Origin of the sequence: Halobium salinum, from assembly GCF_026586625.1 — an archaeon.
In the GTDB taxonomy this organism is placed as follows: domain Archaea; phylum Halobacteriota; class Halobacteria; order Halobacteriales; family Haloferacaceae; genus Halobium; species Halobium salinum.
Window position 1 is genome coordinate 1,597,864 of the sequence record NZ_JAODIW010000006.1, and the last position, 16,603, is coordinate 1,614,466.

Genomic DNA, 16,603 nt, shown 5'->3' on the forward strand with positions numbered 1-16,603 from the left:
GCGTCAGCCCCACACACCCTGTCGCAGGTCGGCCCAGCAGGCGACGACCGCGTGTGGGAGGGTGAGCACCGCGAGGAGGACGAGGTACAGCGCGAGAACCCCGCCGAGGTCCGTCGTGGGCGACGGCGCGACGACGAACAGACCGGCGAACAGCAGGAGCGCACCGAGCGTCAGTGGGGCCGCGTCGCGAGCGAATCGGCGGAGTGCCGGGGTGACGGCGCCGCGTTCGAGCCCCGCGGTGCTCTCCCGGTCGAGCGTCGCCGTCCGCAGGACGTGTCGCAACGAGTGCCACAGCGGGAAGTAGAGGCCGATGGCGAGCACGGGCGGCACGGCGGCGAAGAAGGCGACGAGCAAGAGGGTCTCGCCGGCGTCGACCGCCCACGACCCCCGCCACGGGCTCTCGGGCGCCCGAACGTACCCGAGGAGGAGGGCGACGAGGAGGGCGACGCCGAGGCCGACCGCGACGCCGAGTCGGACCGTCGGGTCGAACACCACGGAGAGCGGTCCGAGACCGGACCCCACGGTGGCGGTCACGGCGGCGGAGGGCGCGAAGACGCCGACCACCAGCGCCGCGACCGCCCGGAACTCCGCCGGGTGGGCGACGAGCGGGACCAGCATCGGGAGCGCCCCGCGGACCGCGGCGGCGAGCGCGCGCTGGGGTCGGCTCCGGAGGTGAGCGCCGCCGACGAGGTCGGTCGTCGCGTACAGGTCGCCGAGTCCCCAGTGGAGCCACGTCAGGAGGACGAAGAACGCGAACGCCGCCGCGGGGGTGAGATACCACGCCGCGAGGTACGCGCCGCCGAGGACGAGATAGAGCGCGGAGACGGCGGCGAGGGCGCGGCGCGTGGAGATGCCGGCGAGGCGGGCGACGACGAGGTGGTCGACGGCGCCGTGAGGGAGTCCGAGAACGACGACCGAGACGAGCACGAGCGCGTAGCCGACCGTCGCGGGCGGTGTCACTCCCGCCGCCGACGCGAGGGCGGCGGCCCCGAGGACGACCAAAACCGGGAGGACCGTCCGACGGAGCACGGTTCGGCGGGCGGCCCGAGACGGCGACGGGGATGCGACGTCGGAGGCGACGGCGGTCGTCTCCGTACCGTCCGACTTCTCGGTAGCGTCGACGACCTCCCGGAGCCGGTCGTTCCGCCCGCGCAGCGGCGAATCCGTCTCCGAGCGTTCGGGGTGCTCCGGCGTCACGGCGTCACGACCCCTCGACCGTCTCGGCAGTGTCGACCGGTTCGGCGACGCCGCTTCGGGACCGGAACGACGCCGCGTCCGGGCGCTCGACCACCCACAGGAAGAGGACGAGCCCCTGAATCACGAAGACGTTGGTCAGGAGGAAGAACGCACCCTCCTCGACCGGCAGTCCGAGGACGGTCAGCCCGGTGGTGAACCGCGGCGAGATGGTCCACAGCCCGAGTTCGATGGCGACGCGGTCCGCGGCGGCGAGGTAGGCGGTCGGGACGAGCACGGCGAGGGCGACCCGCCGGCGGTGTCGCAGGAGGTACGGCCAGCCGAACGCCCACTGGACCGCGAGGACGGGGCCGGCCCAGGCGAGGATGGCGCCGAGATAGAACGTCGACTCGGCGGCGAGCATCGCGAGACCGACGACGGAGACCGCACCGCCGGCGACCGCGCCGCCGAGTCGCTGTCGGCGGGAGACCCGGACTGATGGGGTGACCTCGTCGGTCGCCGCGGCCCCCTCGGTGTCCGCGGACGAATCGCGCGTTCGTAGGAGAGCGAGCCACAGCGCGGTGAGGAGGGGCTGGGACAGGATGAACAGGTACTCGCCGACGGGGGCGAGGTGAATCGTCGCGAACACCACGCCCTCGCCGTACCACCAGACGCCGCGGGCGATGAGGGCGTTGTCCCACGGGACCGTGTAGACGAACCCGATGAAGGTGACGAGCGCCGTTCCGGCGACCAGCGGGCGGTCGAGGGCTCGCCCCCGACGGAGTGCGAGCACGAACAGTACGGCCGTCGGCGGGACGAGCGCGAGCGCGAGGAAGCCGAGGTAGGTGAGTTCGGGTGTCATCGGTGTATCGAGAGTGGTGGGGAAGGAGCGTCGGCTCCCGATGGGTGTACGAAAAGCCGTGCGCCTCGGCCGATCCGACGGGGTGTCAGAGCGGGACGGCCCGCTCGCGGACGGCTCTCAGTCGGCCGTCGCGCCCGTCGCGGTGGGCTTCGTCGCGGCCTCGAGGACGCTGCGCGAGCGCAGGAGGAGCACGCCGAAGCCGACCTTCGCCGAGAGGTCGAGCACCATGAACGCGGCCGTCTCCCAGTACAGGGGGAGGACGCCGATGGTGCCCTCGGTGCCGAGAATCCAGACGACGGGGTACAGGAGCCACAGCGCGATGGTCAGGTTCCGGAGGGTGCCGAAGAGGCTCGCGACCTCCGCGGACTTCGTGCGGGCCTGCTCGGAGAGGGTGCCGACGAGGACGTACAGCAGGACCAGCAGGGCGCCGGTCGAGATGCCCCACCAGAGGATGCGGTACGCCGGGGTGGGTTCGAGCGCCGCGATGACGCCGGTGGCGATCATGAACACGTCGAGGCCGACGAGCGTCGCGATGGTGTTACGGTTCGCACCCGCGAGGAGCGCGAGGTCGAACAACAGTAACGGCGTCGTGAACACCCAGTCGGCGTAGCGCGCCCAGTAGATGTCCAGCGGCTCACCGGCGACGTTCACCTGGATGAGACCGAACCCGGTCGCCATCAACAGGTACATCGACGCGGCGATCGTCGTGATGAAGATCGTCGCGATGTAGAACTTCTGCATCTCCGGGTCGCGGACCCCGCGCCCGCGGCCGATGAAGTAGAGCGTGCCGACCGTCATCCCGAGGGTGCCGATCCACAGCCACAGTGACTCTGCGCCTGGCGTTGCCATGGACGCATGTAGCCTCTGTACGAAAATAAGCAGCCCGCCATACCAGTATGTGTTAATTTGCTCCGTATATGTACAGTTATTTCGGGCCGAGCGTCGAAGTCGTCGAGGGGTATCGGTTCGGGGGTCGCGTCGGCGGGAGCGGTCGGCTGACCGTCCGCACCATCGACAGTTTACGGACCGACGATGTTTTGTAGGGTGGTAGCAGATTCGTCTCCCGTACAGTATGGACGGGACGGACCGCGTAGAGGACCCAATCGCGTCGGCGGTGCTCGGAGAGTCGGCCTACGAGCGGCTCCGGGCGCGTCGGTACAGCCTGTTCAAACAGTCCATCCCGCGGAAACTCGCCTGGCAAGCCGCCATCCTCGGGGCGTTGACGCTGGTCCTGCCGCTAGCGGCGACGCTCCCGGCGTCGACCCGGCGTCTCTTCGCCGGCGGCGACCCGCTCGCGGCCGCGCCGAAGATTCTCCTGTTGGGTGCGTACGCGGGGGCCATCGAGGTGGTCGCGGCGGTCGGACTCTGTTACGTCGGCTACCGACGGCTGCGGCAGGGGACGGAGCTGAGCGAACGCGAAGCCCGCACGTTGCTGAACGTCGAGGACGTGGCCTCGATGATAAGCCTCGTCACCGGTGCGGCCGCCGTCGCCGCCGTCGACGGGTTCTTCCTGCTCGCCCACGGCGGCGATGCGATGGCAGCGTTCTTCGAAGCCGGCGGCGAGAACCCCTTCGCGGCGACACCGGTCCCCGTCACGGTGCTCGGGGTCACCCTCTCCGCCGCCGGCCTCGCCGTCGTCCTATTCGCCCTCAGTCGACTGTTCGACCGACGCCTCCCCGCCTGAGTCGACGTCGGCCGGGGTTTTCTGCCGCGATATTTTGACGTGGGCGTTTTTGTCGGATGCCGGACGACGAGGCGTACGTCCCGCCTTCGACGGCCCCCGTCCGCGCGTCGGGACGAGGCCACAGTTCCGGTGTTCTGCAGTCGCGGCGTCGGCAAGCCGCCGACGACCGGGGTGGTCGCGCTCCGGAGCGCCGAGTGCTGTCGCGGAGTTCGTGCAGACGCCGACCGACGACTGAGCGGGCGCTCCGTTCGCTCTGCGGTCAATTCTCTCACTCTTCGCTTCCGGCAGATTTCCCACCGTCGCCGACCCGACTCTGAATCGGTCGCGGTGTCCGTTTTAGCTCCCGTCGGCGGGTGGGAACGCCTCCAGCGCCGCGTAGTAGAACAGGAGCCCCGTGAAGGTGTGCGGCTGGGAGACGACCGACACCACGTCGCCGTCCTCCAGCAGCCACCCTTCTCCGAGCACGTGCGTGTCGCTCGTTGCGTGTTCGTGAGCTATCCAGCGGACCCCCTCGCACACGCGAGCCATCCTCTCCGGGTCGTCCCGCCACGCCTTCGCCAGCGCGACGAGCGCCTTCGACTCGTACATCCCGAAGCGTCGGCGACCGGCGGCGGGTTCGGCGAACGACGGCGCGACCGTCTCCCAGACGTGGTCGAGGTGGCGGGCCATCCGCGGGTCGTCGGCGTCGGCGTAGTCGGCCGGCCACGACAGGGTCGGGACCCCGCGCGTCCCCGGGAGGATGGGGAGCGCGCGGACGACCTCGGGGACGCGCGGGTGGTCGAACAGTCGGTGGAGGAGCGACCCGGTCCGGCTGTACGCGCCGTCGCCGGGGCTCCAGAGGTGCGTCTCGATGGCCGCCGCGAGCTCGTCGCGCCGGCGGCCGAACCGGGTCACGTCCTCCTCCTCGCCGAGCGCTCGCGCGGCGCGGACCGCCGAGTCGAGCGCGAGCCACACCGAACTGGCGCCGACGACCGTCCGGGAGTGGACGAGGTTGTCGTCCTCGTGGGCCGCCCGGGGGAGGCCGGTGGTCGGGTCCCGGTAGCCGCCGAGGAACTCGGCCGCCCGTCTGATGGCGGGGTACACCTCCCGGAGGTACTCCACCCCGCCCGTCGTTCGGTAGTGGTCCCAGAGCGCCCACACCGCGAGTCCGGTCTGGTCGATTTCCCAGGGGATGGGGCCGCCGGTCACGCCGTCGCCGTAGTAGTTCATCGCCCACGTGCCGGCGGGGACGAGCGCCGCGCCGAGCAGGTGCCGGCCCGACCGCTCCTGTAAGGAGGCGTACCAACGGTTGCGCTTTCGCGCCCAGTCGCTCCGGCCGATACGGTCGAGCACGTGGTTGCAGAACGCCCCGTCCCGCGGCCAGTCGAGCGCGTAGGGGCTCCGGGTGGCGATGGAGGCGACCACCGCGCCCGACTCGGGGTCGTAGTTGGTCACGAGCGTCACCAACCCGCGCCACGCCACGGCGGTGACGACCGGGTCATCGGTGGCCGGCATCGGTGCATCGCCGAGCCGGTCGTCGAACCACGCGCGTTTCGCCGCCCGGAGGTCCGCCGGGGAGCGTCGTCGGTTCGCGTCGAGCAGGTCGCCGGCGGCGTCGGCCGTCGTGGCGGCGGCGTAGCGGACGGTCGCCGTCGCCGTCGCGGCGGCGGACGGTCGCTTCCCCGCACGGTCGTGCCCGTCGTCGCCCGGTCCCTCCCCGTCGACCGCGAACACCAGCGGTCTCGCGAGGGCGGCGGTCGTCTTCCCCTCGTGGAAGCGACCGCCCGGAAGCGCTCCGGCGGACGCCGCGCGGTAGGCGTCGACCGGGTCGCCGGCGCGGGCGGAGCGCCGCTCGTCGGCGCCGACGTGGTACGACGACGGCTCGTCGGACGGCGGGTCGTCGGACAGTGGGTCGGCAGTCGACGGGTCGTCTGCCGACTGGTCCTCGAACCCCCTCGTGGTACCCGACGGGTCGCCGAACCCGACGGCGATGGCGACGCTACTCGCGTCGTCCGTCGAGCGGTCGACGCCGGCCTTCGAGAACACCACCGCATCGAGGTCCGGGTGGTAGCGCGCGCGAGTGCGTTCGGTCAGGCGACGGTAGAGGTCCTGCGTCGGGGACAGCGGGCGCTTGGAGACGACGAGGTCGAGGTTCGCGAAGACGACGAGCGAGGCGGCGATGACGGGCGAGTCGGCTCGTCGCTCGACGGTCACCTCGCGCACGAGGGCGTCGGCGTCGGCGGCGACCACGTCCCCGATCCGCACACACAGTCCGAGGCCGTCGTGCCGGTGGGTCGTGACGACCGCGTCCGAGCGTTCGTCCGCGTACCGCTGCTCGGTCGGCCAGTCCCGGAGCCAGTGGGTCTCGGTCTCGGCGTCGGTCCCCGCCTTTGTCCCTCCGGCGGTGCCGGCGTCAGCACTGTCCTCGGCGTCGGTGGTGTTGCTGGCATCGGTGGCGTCGGCGGCGTCAGTGATGTCGGTGGCAACGTCGGCGTCGGCGGCGTCACCAACGGTCGTCACTCGGAGGCCGAGGAAAGACCCCTCGTTCGGGTGCGCGCCGAACCGCGGCGCGTCCCGGTGTGTGGTGTGGTGGGTTACGTGGTCGTAGTACGACGGGCGGGGCCAGCGAAGCACCGTAACCGTCCCCGTCCTGTTGAGCGCGACCGACAGCCGCCCGTTGCCCGACTGGGCGTTGATGTCGGTCGGCCCCCAGAACTCGGGGGCCTGGTCGAGCCGCACCGGTGGGAGATGCGAGGCGAGGCGGTCCCGAAGCGTCCGGAGAACCATCGAGGTACGTAGTCGGCGAGCGGAGAAGAAGGTGCGCCCCGTCGACACGTGCCACGCCGAACCGTCTTCGAAACTGGAGCGAGACCCGAAGCTCCGTTACTCCGGCCCCGACGCGTTGCTCCCACGGACCTCGAGGTACGGCGGCTCGTCGAGGTAGCTGACGTGGCGACTGACGTCCGTCTGGCCGGCGTCGCCCTTCTCGAGACGGATGTACTCCATCCCGTTCTCGTGGACCCACTGGCGGAGCACCTGCTGTGCGTCGTGGATGTAGAACTCGGCGAGCTTCTCGCCCATCGAGGTGGGGTTCTGCATGAACACGACGCTGTCCTGTTCGTCGAAGATGTTCCCTCGCGCCCAGTTGTACTGGAACCGGACGTCGGCCGCGTCGAAGTCCTGGAGCATCGTCTCGGTGTACACCCACGCCGTCAGCGGCGCGGTCCGTCGGGCCTTGATGGTGCGATACACCCGGAGGAGCTTCTGGGTGAGGTAGAGCTGGCTCTTCGAGACGAGCCCCAGCAGCCCGGGGAGGTGGACGCCGAACACGTTACGGTGGTTTACCGGCCACGTGTTCGACCAGTCGACGACGAACAGGCGGTCGTCGTCGAGCAGCTGGTCCATCCCGCCGCGGTGGTTCCCGACGTGTTCACGGAACCAGGTCGGCGTGATGTTCGGCGTCGGGAAGAGCACGATGACCCGGCCCTCGTCGAGCGTCGCGAGCATCCCGGCGGAGACGGTCGCGTCGAGGTTCGCGCGGCCGTCGTGCTCGATGACCGTCGAAGCACCCTCGGGGTAGCCGCCGCCCGTGAGCCGGTCGAGCCCGGCCGAACCGGTGCTCGACACGTCCGAGATGGGGTCCGACCGGCGGTCGTCCCGGGGGAGGACCTCGACCCCGCCGGTCGTGATTTCGAACTCGTGCGGGGCGGTGTCGTGGTCGGTGCCGCGCATCTTCGAGACCTCGAGGAATCGGTGGTACTCGCCGGCGACCCACTCGCGGGTCACCTGAATCGCACCGTGGGTGGTGAACTGGAGCAGTTCGGCGGCCGGGACGTCGCGGTGCTCGGAGGACGCCTCGGCGACGAGGAGGGTGGCGGCCTCGAACTCGTCGGAGAAGGTCCGGATGAGTTCGAGGAGGTTCCGCCGGAACCGCGGCGTGTCGTCGGCGAGCGGGGCGAGTCCGGAGACGCTGTCGAAGACGACCCGGTCGCAGTGAGCGTACTCCGCGAGGCGCTCGCGGATGTACTTCACCTCGAACGGGCGGGTGAACTCGAAGACGCCGCCGGACCCGTTACCCGCGAAGCTCCCCCGTCACCGGTGAGGCTGTCGCCGGTCTGTTCGTTCGGGCCGTCGCCACCGATGTCGCTGATGATTAGCTCGTCGTCGCGCTCGATGGTCCTCCCCGGCGTGGCGTGAATCGAGGTGACGTGACAGTTGGGGGCGTCGAGGTCGAAGGCGAACTCGCCGAACGAGTCCCGCATCTCCTCTTCGGTCTGTTCCGTACTAACGTACAGCACGTCCTCACCCGCTTCGATACCGGTCTGCAGGAACTGCATCCCGAGGGTACTCTTGCCCGCGCCGGGACCCCCGCTGAGCAACACCGAGCGTCGCCGTGGGATTCCGCCTCGGAGCATCCTATCGAGGACGGTGTCACCCGTGCTCGCGTGAGGGGTGATCTCCGTCTCCGCTGAGGGGGCCGATTCCATGGTCTTGAATCGAGATAAGTCTGCGTATATGTAATGTTTGCGCCTCAAACACTTTCGTAGTCGCCCCGTCCCACCCTCCAATTATCAGGCCAGAGAACCGGCACACAGCGATTATATATCACCAAGCATAACTGTCTGCCGAATGACTAACGTTCCCGTCCAGCCCCACGAAATCAGGCGAATCCACGACGCGCTCGCCGACGAGGTGTCGGCACGGGAGCGACGCCTCGGCGAGGACCTTCCGCTCGACGCGACCGCCGGTCTCGGCGACCTGCTCCACGACGTCGTCGACAACTGGGAGAGCGGTCGGAAGTCCCTGCGCACCGTCCCGGTGTGCAACGTCTTCGCTCGCGAGCTCGACCGGCCGGTCTCCGAGGAGACGAAACGACTGGCAACCGGACTCGACGCCATCATCAACGTGTACGACGACATCATCGACACCCGGGAGCTGACCACCGAGGCGAAGATCGCCTACACGGTCAACGCGGCGTTCTCCGGGGTCGCGATGGTCGAGAGCTGTCCGCCCGGCGCGCGGGAGGCGGTGAACGAGGTGCTTCTCGACTACTTCACCGCGGTGTTCCAGATTCCGCTCGTCGAGCGCACGCTGTTCGAGCGCATGGAGGCGATGACCTCGCGACACCTCCAGTTGAACGCGGCCGCGACGCTGTATCGCTACCGCGCTCGCGACATCGACGCGTTCGCCGAGTTGCCGGCCGCGGTGATGGACGTCGACGCCGACGTCGCCGACCGACTCCGCGCGGACCTCCGCGCCTATCGCGCCCGTCGGCTCCTGTTCAAGGACATCGGGGACGTGGAGCGCGACCTCGACGACGGCGACACGACGCCCGTCGTCTACTTCCTGCAGACCTGCGAGACGACCGAGGCGGTCGTCGACGCCGTCGAAGAGCTGTACGCTCGGTTCACGTACTCCGACGTGGGCCGGGACCGGTACGGCGACGTCCTCACCGAACTCGAAGACGCACCCGCCGACCTCGACGCGCTGATTCGAGAGACGCGGGACGCGGTCGCCGAGCGGGCGGCGTAACGCCCCAATCGTGGGTCGACGGCGAGCGTTCCGGTCGAGTTCCTCGACCCCGGAGTCGACTGTTCTCGAGCGCCCGGACTCCGAACCGCTCCGCACTCGAACGGGCGCGAGCGACGCGACAACTCCCTCAGTCCCGGAGGCTCTCCTCGAGGAAGCGTAGCGTCTTCGCCCAGGCGTCGCGGGTCGCCTCGGGGTGGAACCGCTCGCCGCTCGGGTTCGCGAAGGCGTGGGGCGCCCCTTCGTAGACGTGAATCTCGTGGTCGACGCCGACCTCGTCGAGCGTCCGGTCGAACTCGCGGACGGTGGCGACGGGAATCGAGGTGTCTTCGGCCCCGAAGACTCCGAGCACCGGCCCGTCGACCCGCTGGAGCGTCTCGGCGTCGGTGACGAGACTCCCGTAGTAGACGACCGTCGCGTTCAGGTCGGCGTCGCTCAGGCTCAGTTGGAGGCTCTGTCCGCCGCCGAAACACCAGCCGAGGCTGGCGACCGCGTCAGTCGTGTACGGCATCGCCCGGAGCCCCGAGACGGCGCGGCTCATCTTCGCGACCGCCTCTTCGGGGTTGTCGCGGACCTGCCCGGCGAGTTCGCCGGCGCGTGAGGCGTTCGTCGTCACCTCGCCGTCGTAGAGGTCGACGGCGAACACGACGTAGCCGTGGCCGGCGAGCACGTCCGCCATGTGCCTGATGTTGTCGTTCAACCCCCACCACTCGTGAATCATCACGACCGCCGGGTAGGTGCCGTTCTCCGCGGGGCGTGCGAGGTAGCCGGGTGTCCCGTCGACGGTCGTCTCGGCCGTCGTGATGGCCACGAGGTCCGTCGCGTCGAAGATGTCGGCGTTGCTCCCAGAGAGGACGGGCGTACACTCCCCGTCCTTCTCGAGTTCTCCCGGTTGACAGCCGACGTGCTCGGCGCCGTCGGTGGCGGTAGAAGTCTCCGACTCGGCCGTCGTCGTGGTCGGTGCCGTCGTGGTGGTAGTCGCCGTCGTCGACCCGTCGACGGTCGTCGTCTCCCCGGTCGCGGTTGTCGCGGTTGTCGTCCCGCCGTCGCCCGCCGGTTCCTGCGTGGCTCCACAGCCGGCGAGGACGACGGCCAGCGCGAGGAGGACCGCCGTGACCGTGACTGCTCGCTCCATCCGTAGACGTAGCGTCCCCAGGGAGATGTCCCTTCGGAGCGTCCGACGACCCGTCACGTTCGGCCGGCGCGTTCGACCGGCCGGCGCGTTCGACCGTTCGACCGGTCGGCACGCTCGCGACCTGCGGCCAATCACAACTACCATGACACCCCGCTACACAGTGGTCCGTACTCAGGTGGTTCTGTGACCGAGAAACGCGAATACACGGACGACTATCCGGAGAAGAAGCTGTACATCCCGGGACCGACCGAGGTGCGGGAAGACGTGATTCAGGCGATGGCCCGGCCGATGTTCGGTCACCGCATGGACCGGATGACGGACCTCTACACGACCATCGTCGAGGACACCAAGGAGTTCCTCGGCACCGACAACGACGTGATAATCCTCACGGCGTCGGGGACGGAGTTCTGGGAGGCCTCGACGCTGAACCTCGTCGACGAGAACATCCTCTGTACGACGTGTGGAAGCTTCAGCGAGCGCCACGCCAACGTGGCCGAGCGACTCGGGAAGGACGTCGACCGACTGGAGTACGAGTGGGGCCGGGCGGTCAAGCCCGAGGACGTTCGGGAGGCCCTGGAGTCGAGCGAGACGGGTTACGACGTGGTCACCTGCGTCATGAACGAGAGTTCGACCGGCGTCCGCAACCCCATCGAGGAAATCGGCGACGTGGTCGCCGAGTATCCGGACACGTACTTCGTCGTCGACGCGGTCTCCTCGCTCGGCGGCGACTACGTCGACATCGACGCCCACGGCATCGACGTCATCTTCGCCTCCACCCAGAAGGCGTTCGCGATGCCGCCCGGCCTCGCCGTCTGCGTCGTCAGCGACGACGCCTACGAGCGCGAGAAATCGAAGGACTCCGCCTCGTGGTACGGCGGCTTCGAGCGCTGTCTCGACTACTACGACCGGAAGGGTCAGACGCACTCGACGCCGGCCATCCCGGTGATGCTCGCCTACCGCAAGCAGATGAAGCACATGCTGGAGGAGGGCCACGAGGGCCGCAGCGAGCGCCACCGCGAGATGGCCGAGTACACCCGCGAGTGGGCGCGAGAGCACTTCGACACCTTCCCCGAGTCGGGGTACGAGTCCCAGACGGTCGCCTGCATCGAGAACACGCAGGAAATCGACGTGGCGGGCACCATCGAGCAGGTCTCCGAGGAGTACGACATGGTGTTCTCGAACGGGTACGGGTCGGCGCTCGGCGAGAAGACGTTCCGCATCGGCCACATGGGAGAGCACGACGTGGCCTCGATTCGGGAGCTGACCGACGCCATCGAGGACGTGGCGGGGCTCTGAGTCGGCAACAACGCTCTCGCTCGGGTCGGTCGAGCTGTTTTCGCTCTCGAAGGAGACTCACGACGCGGCGTGTCGCCGACTTCCCGTAGTCGAGCTCTCACTCCCCCTCGAAGGCGTCCGCGAGGTCGGCGCCGATGTCGGAAATCGCCTCCCGGGTGCGGTCGACCCCCCGAAGCGTCAGGAACCCGTGGACCATGTCGCCGTAGTTCTCGTAGCGCGTCGGAACCCCGTCGCGGACGAGCTGTTCGGCGTACGCCTTCCCGCCGTCGCGAAGCGGGTCGTAGCCGGCGGTGACGACCGTCGCGGGGGCGACGCCCGAGAGGTCGCCGGCGTTCGTCGGGTCGGCGTACGGGTTGCGCCGGTGGATGTCGTTGACGTAGTAGCAGCGACTGAACCAGTCCAGGTCGGCCTCGCTGAGGACGATGCCGGCGTTCTCTCGAACGGACTGCTGGTCGTTCTCGACGCCGACCCCGGGGTAGAGGAGCGTCTGGTGGGCGAGGTCGGGCCCGTCGCGCTCGGCGGCCATGAGGGCGACGACGGCGGCGAGGTTCCCGCCCGCGGAGTCGCCCGCGACGGCGAGTTCGCCGGTCCCGCCGACCGCGCCGGGGTTCGCGGCCGCCCACTCGACGGCGGCGTAGGCGTCCTCGACCGCCGCCGGGAAGGGGTGTTCGGGGGCGAGCCGGTAATCCACTGAGAGGACGGCACAGCCGCTCTCCCGCGTGAGGTGTCGGCAGAGCCAGTCGTGTGTGGCGATGCTCCCGTAGACGAACCCGCCGCCGTGGAAGAACACGACCGTCGGAAACGGGCCGTCCGTGTCGGGGAGATAGAGCCGGGTGTCGAGGTCGCCCGCGGGACCGGGAATCGTCCGGTCGACCGTCGCACCGACGCTCGGCGGGTCGCGGTTCCGAACCCACATCGCCGGCCGGGTGAGGAGGCGGAGGAGTTTCACCCCACGACGGCTGTGCGGGAGCGGGAACCGGTCCTGGCGTTCGACCGCCGCCTTCGCCTGCGGGTCGATTTCGTCCGACTGCATCGGCTGTCGTGTAATCGGGCAGCGAGCAAACCGCTTGTGCCCGATGTACGAATCTGTGAGTGCCGAAGCGCCGTGTTCCTGTGCTGGCGCCCGAATTACGGGTTTCTGACGCCGCCCCGCCCTAATACAACTCAGATTGTACTACATCAACTCTATTGGGAAGGATTTATGTGGACGAGGGCGGCACCAAACGTTGCGGCCGGACGACGGACGGTCCCGTCCGCGGGCCAGAAACACGAAGGAAGGAGTAGTGACGACCACGAGCAGTCCCCTCTCCGACACGACGTGGCGTCCGACGCCGGAATCGACGGCTCGGGCCGGCGGCGGGACCTGGCGGACCCCCACACATACATACACACACATGAGCCAGCAAGCGACTACGACGACCCCGGACATCGGGTCGATACTCGACAGAGCACGCGAAGGCTACGAGGCGGTTCTCCCGGCGGGCGACCGGGACGACCTCGTCACCGAAATCGAACGCACTCTCTACGAGGGAGCGCCGACCGACGAAGTGTATCAGGCCGTGCTCCAGGCGCTGACCGCACGCATCGAGCGCGAACCGGCGTTCAAGCGGATGGCGGCCGACGTCTTCCGCCAGCGCTACTACCGCCAGGTACTCGGGGAGGACCTCACCGGGTTCGACCTCGACCGGGCGTACCGAGCCACGTTCGTCGAGAACCTCGAACGCGCCGTCGGGGAGGAACTCCTCGACGAGCGTCTCGTCGAACGGTTCGACCTCGACGCCCTCGCCGACTACCTCGAACCAGACCGTGACGAGGCGTTCGAGTACATGGCGATGGAGACGCTGTACCAGCGGTACTTCCTCAAGACCGAACAACGCGGCGAACATCTCGAACTGCCGCAGGCGTTCTGGATGCGGGTCGCGATGGGTCTCGCCGTCGGCGAGGATGACCCGCAGCGACGGGCCGAGGAGTTCTACGACGTTCTCTCGAAACTGGAGTTTACCCCATCGACGCCGACGCTGTTCCACAGCGGCTCGACCCATCCCCAGCTCTCGTCGTGCTACCTGACGACGGTCCAGGACAGCCTGGAGGACATCTTCGACTCGTACAAGCACCACGCACAGCTCTCGAAGTGGAGCGGCGGCCTCGGGAACGACTGGACGAACCTCCGGTCGGCGGGGGCGCTCATCGAGAGCACCGGCGTCGAATCGACGGGCGTGGTCCCCTTCCTCCGCATCAGCAACGACGTCACGTCGGCCATCAACCGCTCCGGGAAGCGGCGAGGTGCGGCGTGTGCGTACCTCGCCTGTTGGCATCTCGACTTTCCAGCGTTCACCGACCTCAAGCGGAACACCGGCGACGAGCGCCGCCGCACGCCCGATATGAACACCGCCGCGTGGATTCCCGACCTCTTCATGAAACGCGTCGAGGCCGGCGAGGAGTGGACGCTGTTCAGCCCCGACGAGGTCCCCGACCTCCACGACCTCTCGGGGTCGGCCTTCGAGGAACGGTATCGGGAGTACGAACGGCAGGCCGAGGCGGGCGAACTCAGACAGTACGAGCGGGTCGACGCCGAGGAGCTCTGGCGGAGGACACTCACGCGCCTGTTCGAGACCGGCCACCCGTGGCTGACGTTCAAGGACCCCTGCAACGTCCGGTCGCCACAGGACCACGCCGGGACGGTCCACTCCTCGAACCTCTGTACGGAGATTACCCTCAACACCAGCGCCGACGAGCACGCCGTCTGCAACCTCGGGAGCGTGAACTACGCGACCCACGTCTCCGAGGGGGAGCTCGACCGCGAGCACCTCGCGGAGACTATCGAGACGGCGATGCGGATGCTCGACAACGTCGTCGACCTGTGTTTCTACCCGACCGACGAGGCCGAACGGTCGAACATGCGACACCGACCCGTCGGGCTGGGGACCATGGGGTTCCACGACGCCCTGATGCGCCTCGGCGTCCCGATGGACTCCGAGGAGGCCGTCGAGGCGACGAACCGCTGGCAGGAGTTCGTCTCGTACCACGCCGTCCTCAACTCCTCGAAGCTCGCCGCAGAGCGGGGGTCGTACCCCTCCTACGAGGGGTCGAAGTGGGACCGGGGGCTGCTCCCCCAGGACACCGTCGACCGTCTCGAGGAGGAGCGGGGTCGGGAGATTCCCACCGACCGGGAGGAGACGCTCGACTGGTACGTCGTCCGCGAGCACGTCGCGGAACACGGGATGCGGAACTCGAACACGATGGCTATCGCGCCGACCGCGACCGTCTCGACCATCAACGGTACGTCACCCTCCATCGAGCCGATGTACTCGAACCTCTACGTGAAGTCGAACATGTCCGGCGACTTCACTGTCGTCAACGACCATCTCGTCGCGGACCTGCAGGAGCGAGGTTTGTGGGACGAGAAGTTTCGCGACCGCCTCAAGTACCACGATGGTTCAGTACAGGAGATTGACGCCATTCCCGACCACCTACAAGAGCTGTATCGGGGCGCGTTCGAGATCGACCCGCGACACCAGCTTCGGCTCACCGCACACCGACAGACGTGGATAGACCAGTCGGTGTCGCACAACGTCTTCTTCCCGTCGACGGACGGGTCGCTCCTCACCGACGTGTACACGACCGCGTGGGAGCTGGGGCTGAAGACGACGTACTACCTCCGGACCCTCGGCGCCTCACAGATCGAGAAGTCCACGCTAGAGATGGCTGAGTACGAGGGGACCCAGCGCCGGGACGGCCGGTCCGCCGACTCCGATTCCGATTCGGGTCCGGACCCCGATTCGGGCGATGCGCGTTCCGACGACGAAGACCTCTGTACAGTCGAGGACCCGACCTGCGAGTCCTGCCAGTAATCAACGAACAGACGCCCACTCACCGACAATGCCGATACTCAACACCGACACGGAACACGACCCGAATAAGATACTCCCCATCGACTACGACTGGGCCCGCGAATACTACGAGGCGGGGGTGAACAACAATTGGGTCCCGGAGGAGATTCCGATGCAGGACGACGTCACGCAGTGGAACGGCGACATCCTCTCCGATGCTGAGCGGCGGCTCGTCGAGTGGAACCTCGGGTTCTTCTCGACGGCCGAGTCCCTCACCGCGAACAACATCGTCCTCGCAGTGTACGACTACGTGACCGCCCCGGAGTGCCGTCAGTACTTGCTCAGGCAGGCCTACGAGGAGGCCGTCCATACGGACACGTTCATCTACTGCTGTGACTCCCTCGGGTTCGACCCCAAGTACCTGTACGGGATGTACGACCGGGTCCCCTCCATCGAGGAGAAGGACGACTTCGTCGTCGACCTGACCCGGGTCGTCGACGAGGACGATTTCAGCATCGAGACGGATGCGGACCTGCGCGACCTCCTCCGCGACCTCGTCGGCTTCTACGTCATCATGGAGGGAATCTTCTTTTACGCCGGCTTCGCGATGATGCTCGGACTGAAACGGCAGAACAAGATGGTCGGCGTCGGCCAGCAGTTCGAGTACATCATGCGCGACGAGTCGCTCCACCTCAACTTCGGGGTCGACCTCATCGGCCAGATTCGCACGGAGAATCCGGGCGTCTGGACCGACGCGTTCGGAGAGGAGGTCGTCGAGCTGATTCTCGAAGCCGTCGAACTGGAGCAGATATACGCTCGCGAGGCGTGTCCGGACGAGATTCTCGGCATGAGCGCCGAGGGGTTCGTCGAGTACGTCGAGTACGTCGCTGACCGGCGGCTCGAACAGCTTGACCTGCCCGAACAGTACGGGACGCCCAATCCCTTCCCGTGGATGTCCGAGCAGGTCGACCTCAACAAGGAGAAGAACTTCTTCGAGACGCAAGTGACCGAGTACCAAAGCGGCGGGAGTCTCGACTGGTAACCGACGGAGCGGTGACGGACCGCTCCGGGGTCGCCGAGGTATTTATCGGCCGTCGGACGGCACTGACCGAACG

14 protein-coding genes are annotated in these 16,603 nt (G+C 68.2%); 6 read left to right on the forward strand and 8 right to left on the reverse strand.

The annotated features are described in order from the left end of the window. Nucleotides 1–3: 3 nt before the first annotated feature. The 3 genes from N5095_RS11440 to N5095_RS11450 form a co-directional block, all read right to left on the reverse strand. Entirely contained in the window at nt 4–1,197 is a 1,194-nt protein-coding gene (locus N5095_RS11440; protein WP_267622969.1) for a Brp/Blh family beta-carotene 15,15'-dioxygenase, read from the reverse strand. A gap of 4 nt (nt 1,198–1,201) precedes the next feature. Next, complete coding sequence (locus tag N5095_RS11445; protein ID WP_267622970.1) at nt 1,202–2,035, reverse strand: lycopene cyclase domain-containing protein; 834 nt, start codon at nt 2,033–2,035, stop codon at nt 1,202–1,204. 117 nt (nt 2,036–2,152) lie between these two features. Further along, nucleotides 2,153–2,884, reverse strand: coding sequence for a bacteriorhodopsin (locus tag N5095_RS11450; RefSeq protein ID WP_267622971.1), 732 nt, complete (start codon nt 2,882–2,884; stop codon nt 2,153–2,155). Between the two features lie 68 nt (nt 2,885–2,952). Here N5095_RS11450 and N5095_RS11455 point away from each other — a divergent pair, with 68 nt between their 5' ends. Further along, entirely contained in the window at nt 2,953–3,078 is a 126-nt protein-coding gene (locus N5095_RS11455) for a hypothetical protein (RefSeq protein WP_267622972.1), read from the forward strand. Between the two features lie 29 nt (nt 3,079–3,107). After that, nucleotides 3,108–3,719, forward strand: coding sequence for a hypothetical protein (locus N5095_RS11460; protein ID WP_267622973.1), 612 nt, complete (start codon nt 3,108–3,110; stop codon nt 3,717–3,719). Between the two features lie 336 nt (nt 3,720–4,055). Here N5095_RS11460 and N5095_RS11465 read toward each other — a convergent pair whose 3' ends face one another. From N5095_RS11465 to N5095_RS11475, 3 genes are all read right to left on the reverse strand, one after another. Next, nucleotides 4,056–6,485: a glycoside hydrolase family 15 protein gene (locus tag N5095_RS11465; protein ID WP_267622974.1), complete on the reverse strand. Its 2,430-nt coding sequence runs from the start codon at nt 6,483–6,485 to the stop codon at nt 4,056–4,058. Nucleotides 6,486–6,581: 96 nt separating this feature from the next. Next, a complete protein-coding gene (locus N5095_RS11470; RefSeq protein ID WP_267622975.1) occupies nt 6,582–7,730 on the reverse strand; it encodes an ATPase domain-containing protein in 1,149 nt (382 codons plus the stop codon). After that, nucleotides 7,727–8,185: an RAD55 family ATPase gene (locus N5095_RS11475; RefSeq protein WP_267622976.1), complete on the reverse strand. Its 459-nt coding sequence runs from the start codon at nt 8,183–8,185 to the stop codon at nt 7,727–7,729. The genes N5095_RS11470 and N5095_RS11475 overlap by 4 nt, the downstream gene beginning before the upstream one ends. 142 nt (nt 8,186–8,327) lie before the next feature. Between N5095_RS11475 and N5095_RS11480 the strand changes: the two genes are divergently transcribed. After that, a complete protein-coding gene (locus N5095_RS11480; RefSeq protein ID WP_267622977.1) occupies nt 8,328–9,230 on the forward strand; it encodes a hypothetical protein in 903 nt (300 codons plus the stop codon). A gap of 127 nt (nt 9,231–9,357) precedes the next feature. Here N5095_RS11480 and N5095_RS11485 read toward each other — a convergent pair whose 3' ends face one another. Continuing rightward, nucleotides 9,358–10,362, reverse strand: coding sequence for a dienelactone hydrolase family protein (locus tag N5095_RS11485; RefSeq protein WP_267622978.1), 1,005 nt, complete (start codon nt 10,360–10,362; stop codon nt 9,358–9,360). 183 nt (nt 10,363–10,545) lie between these two features. Between N5095_RS11485 and N5095_RS11490 the strand changes: the two genes are divergently transcribed. Continuing rightward, nucleotides 10,546–11,658, forward strand: coding sequence for a pyridoxal-phosphate-dependent aminotransferase family protein (locus N5095_RS11490; protein WP_267622979.1), 1,113 nt, complete (start codon nt 10,546–10,548; stop codon nt 11,656–11,658). A gap of 97 nt (nt 11,659–11,755) precedes the next feature. Here the strand turns inward: N5095_RS11490 and N5095_RS11495 are convergent, their stop codons facing one another. After that, a complete protein-coding gene (locus tag N5095_RS11495) occupies nt 11,756–12,691 on the reverse strand; it encodes an alpha/beta hydrolase (RefSeq protein WP_267622980.1) in 936 nt (311 codons plus the stop codon). Between the two features lie 361 nt (nt 12,692–13,052). Here N5095_RS11495 and N5095_RS11500 point away from each other — a divergent pair, with 361 nt between their 5' ends. Next, nucleotides 13,053–15,509: a ribonucleoside-diphosphate reductase subunit alpha gene (locus N5095_RS11500; protein WP_267622981.1), complete on the forward strand. Its 2,457-nt coding sequence runs from the start codon at nt 13,053–13,055 to the stop codon at nt 15,507–15,509. 28 nt (nt 15,510–15,537) lie between these two features. Then, nucleotides 15,538–16,530 carry a ribonucleotide-diphosphate reductase subunit beta gene (locus N5095_RS11505; RefSeq protein ID WP_267622982.1) on the forward strand — a complete coding sequence of 331 codons (993 nt, stop codon included), beginning with the start codon at nt 15,538–15,540 and terminating at the stop codon, nt 16,528–16,530. Nucleotides 16,531–16,603 lie beyond the last annotated feature (73 nt).

Coding starts and splice junctions, on each gene's coding strand:
- N5095_RS11455 (WP_267622972.1), top strand. CDS start 2,953: ATGTACAGTTATTTCGGGCCGAGCGTCGAAGTCGTCGAGGGGTATCGG.
- N5095_RS11505 (WP_267622982.1), top strand. CDS start 15,538: ATGCCGATACTCAACACCGACACGGAACACGACCCGAATAAGATACTC.
- N5095_RS11485 (WP_267622978.1), bottom strand. CDS start 10,362: ATGGAGCGAGCAGTCACGGTCACGGCGGTCCTCCTCGCGCTGGCCGTC.
- N5095_RS11480 (WP_267622977.1), top strand. CDS start 8,328: ATGACTAACGTTCCCGTCCAGCCCCACGAAATCAGGCGAATCCACGAC.
- N5095_RS11445 (WP_267622970.1), bottom strand. CDS start 2,035: ATGACACCCGAACTCACCTACCTCGGCTTCCTCGCGCTCGCGCTCGTC.
- N5095_RS11450 (WP_267622971.1), bottom strand. CDS start 2,884: ATGGCAACGCCAGGCGCAGAGTCACTGTGGCTGTGGATCGGCACCCTC.
- N5095_RS11465 (WP_267622974.1), bottom strand. CDS start 6,485: ATGGTTCTCCGGACGCTTCGGGACCGCCTCGCCTCGCATCTCCCACCG.
- N5095_RS11500 (WP_267622981.1), top strand. CDS start 13,053: ATGAGCCAGCAAGCGACTACGACGACCCCGGACATCGGGTCGATACTC.
- N5095_RS11495 (WP_267622980.1), bottom strand. CDS start 12,691: ATGCAGTCGGACGAAATCGACCCGCAGGCGAAGGCGGCGGTCGAACGC.
- N5095_RS11460 (WP_267622973.1), top strand. CDS start 3,108: ATGGACGGGACGGACCGCGTAGAGGACCCAATCGCGTCGGCGGTGCTC.
- N5095_RS11475 (WP_267622976.1), bottom strand. CDS start 8,185: ATGGAATCGGCCCCCTCAGCGGAGACGGAGATCACCCCTCACGCGAGC.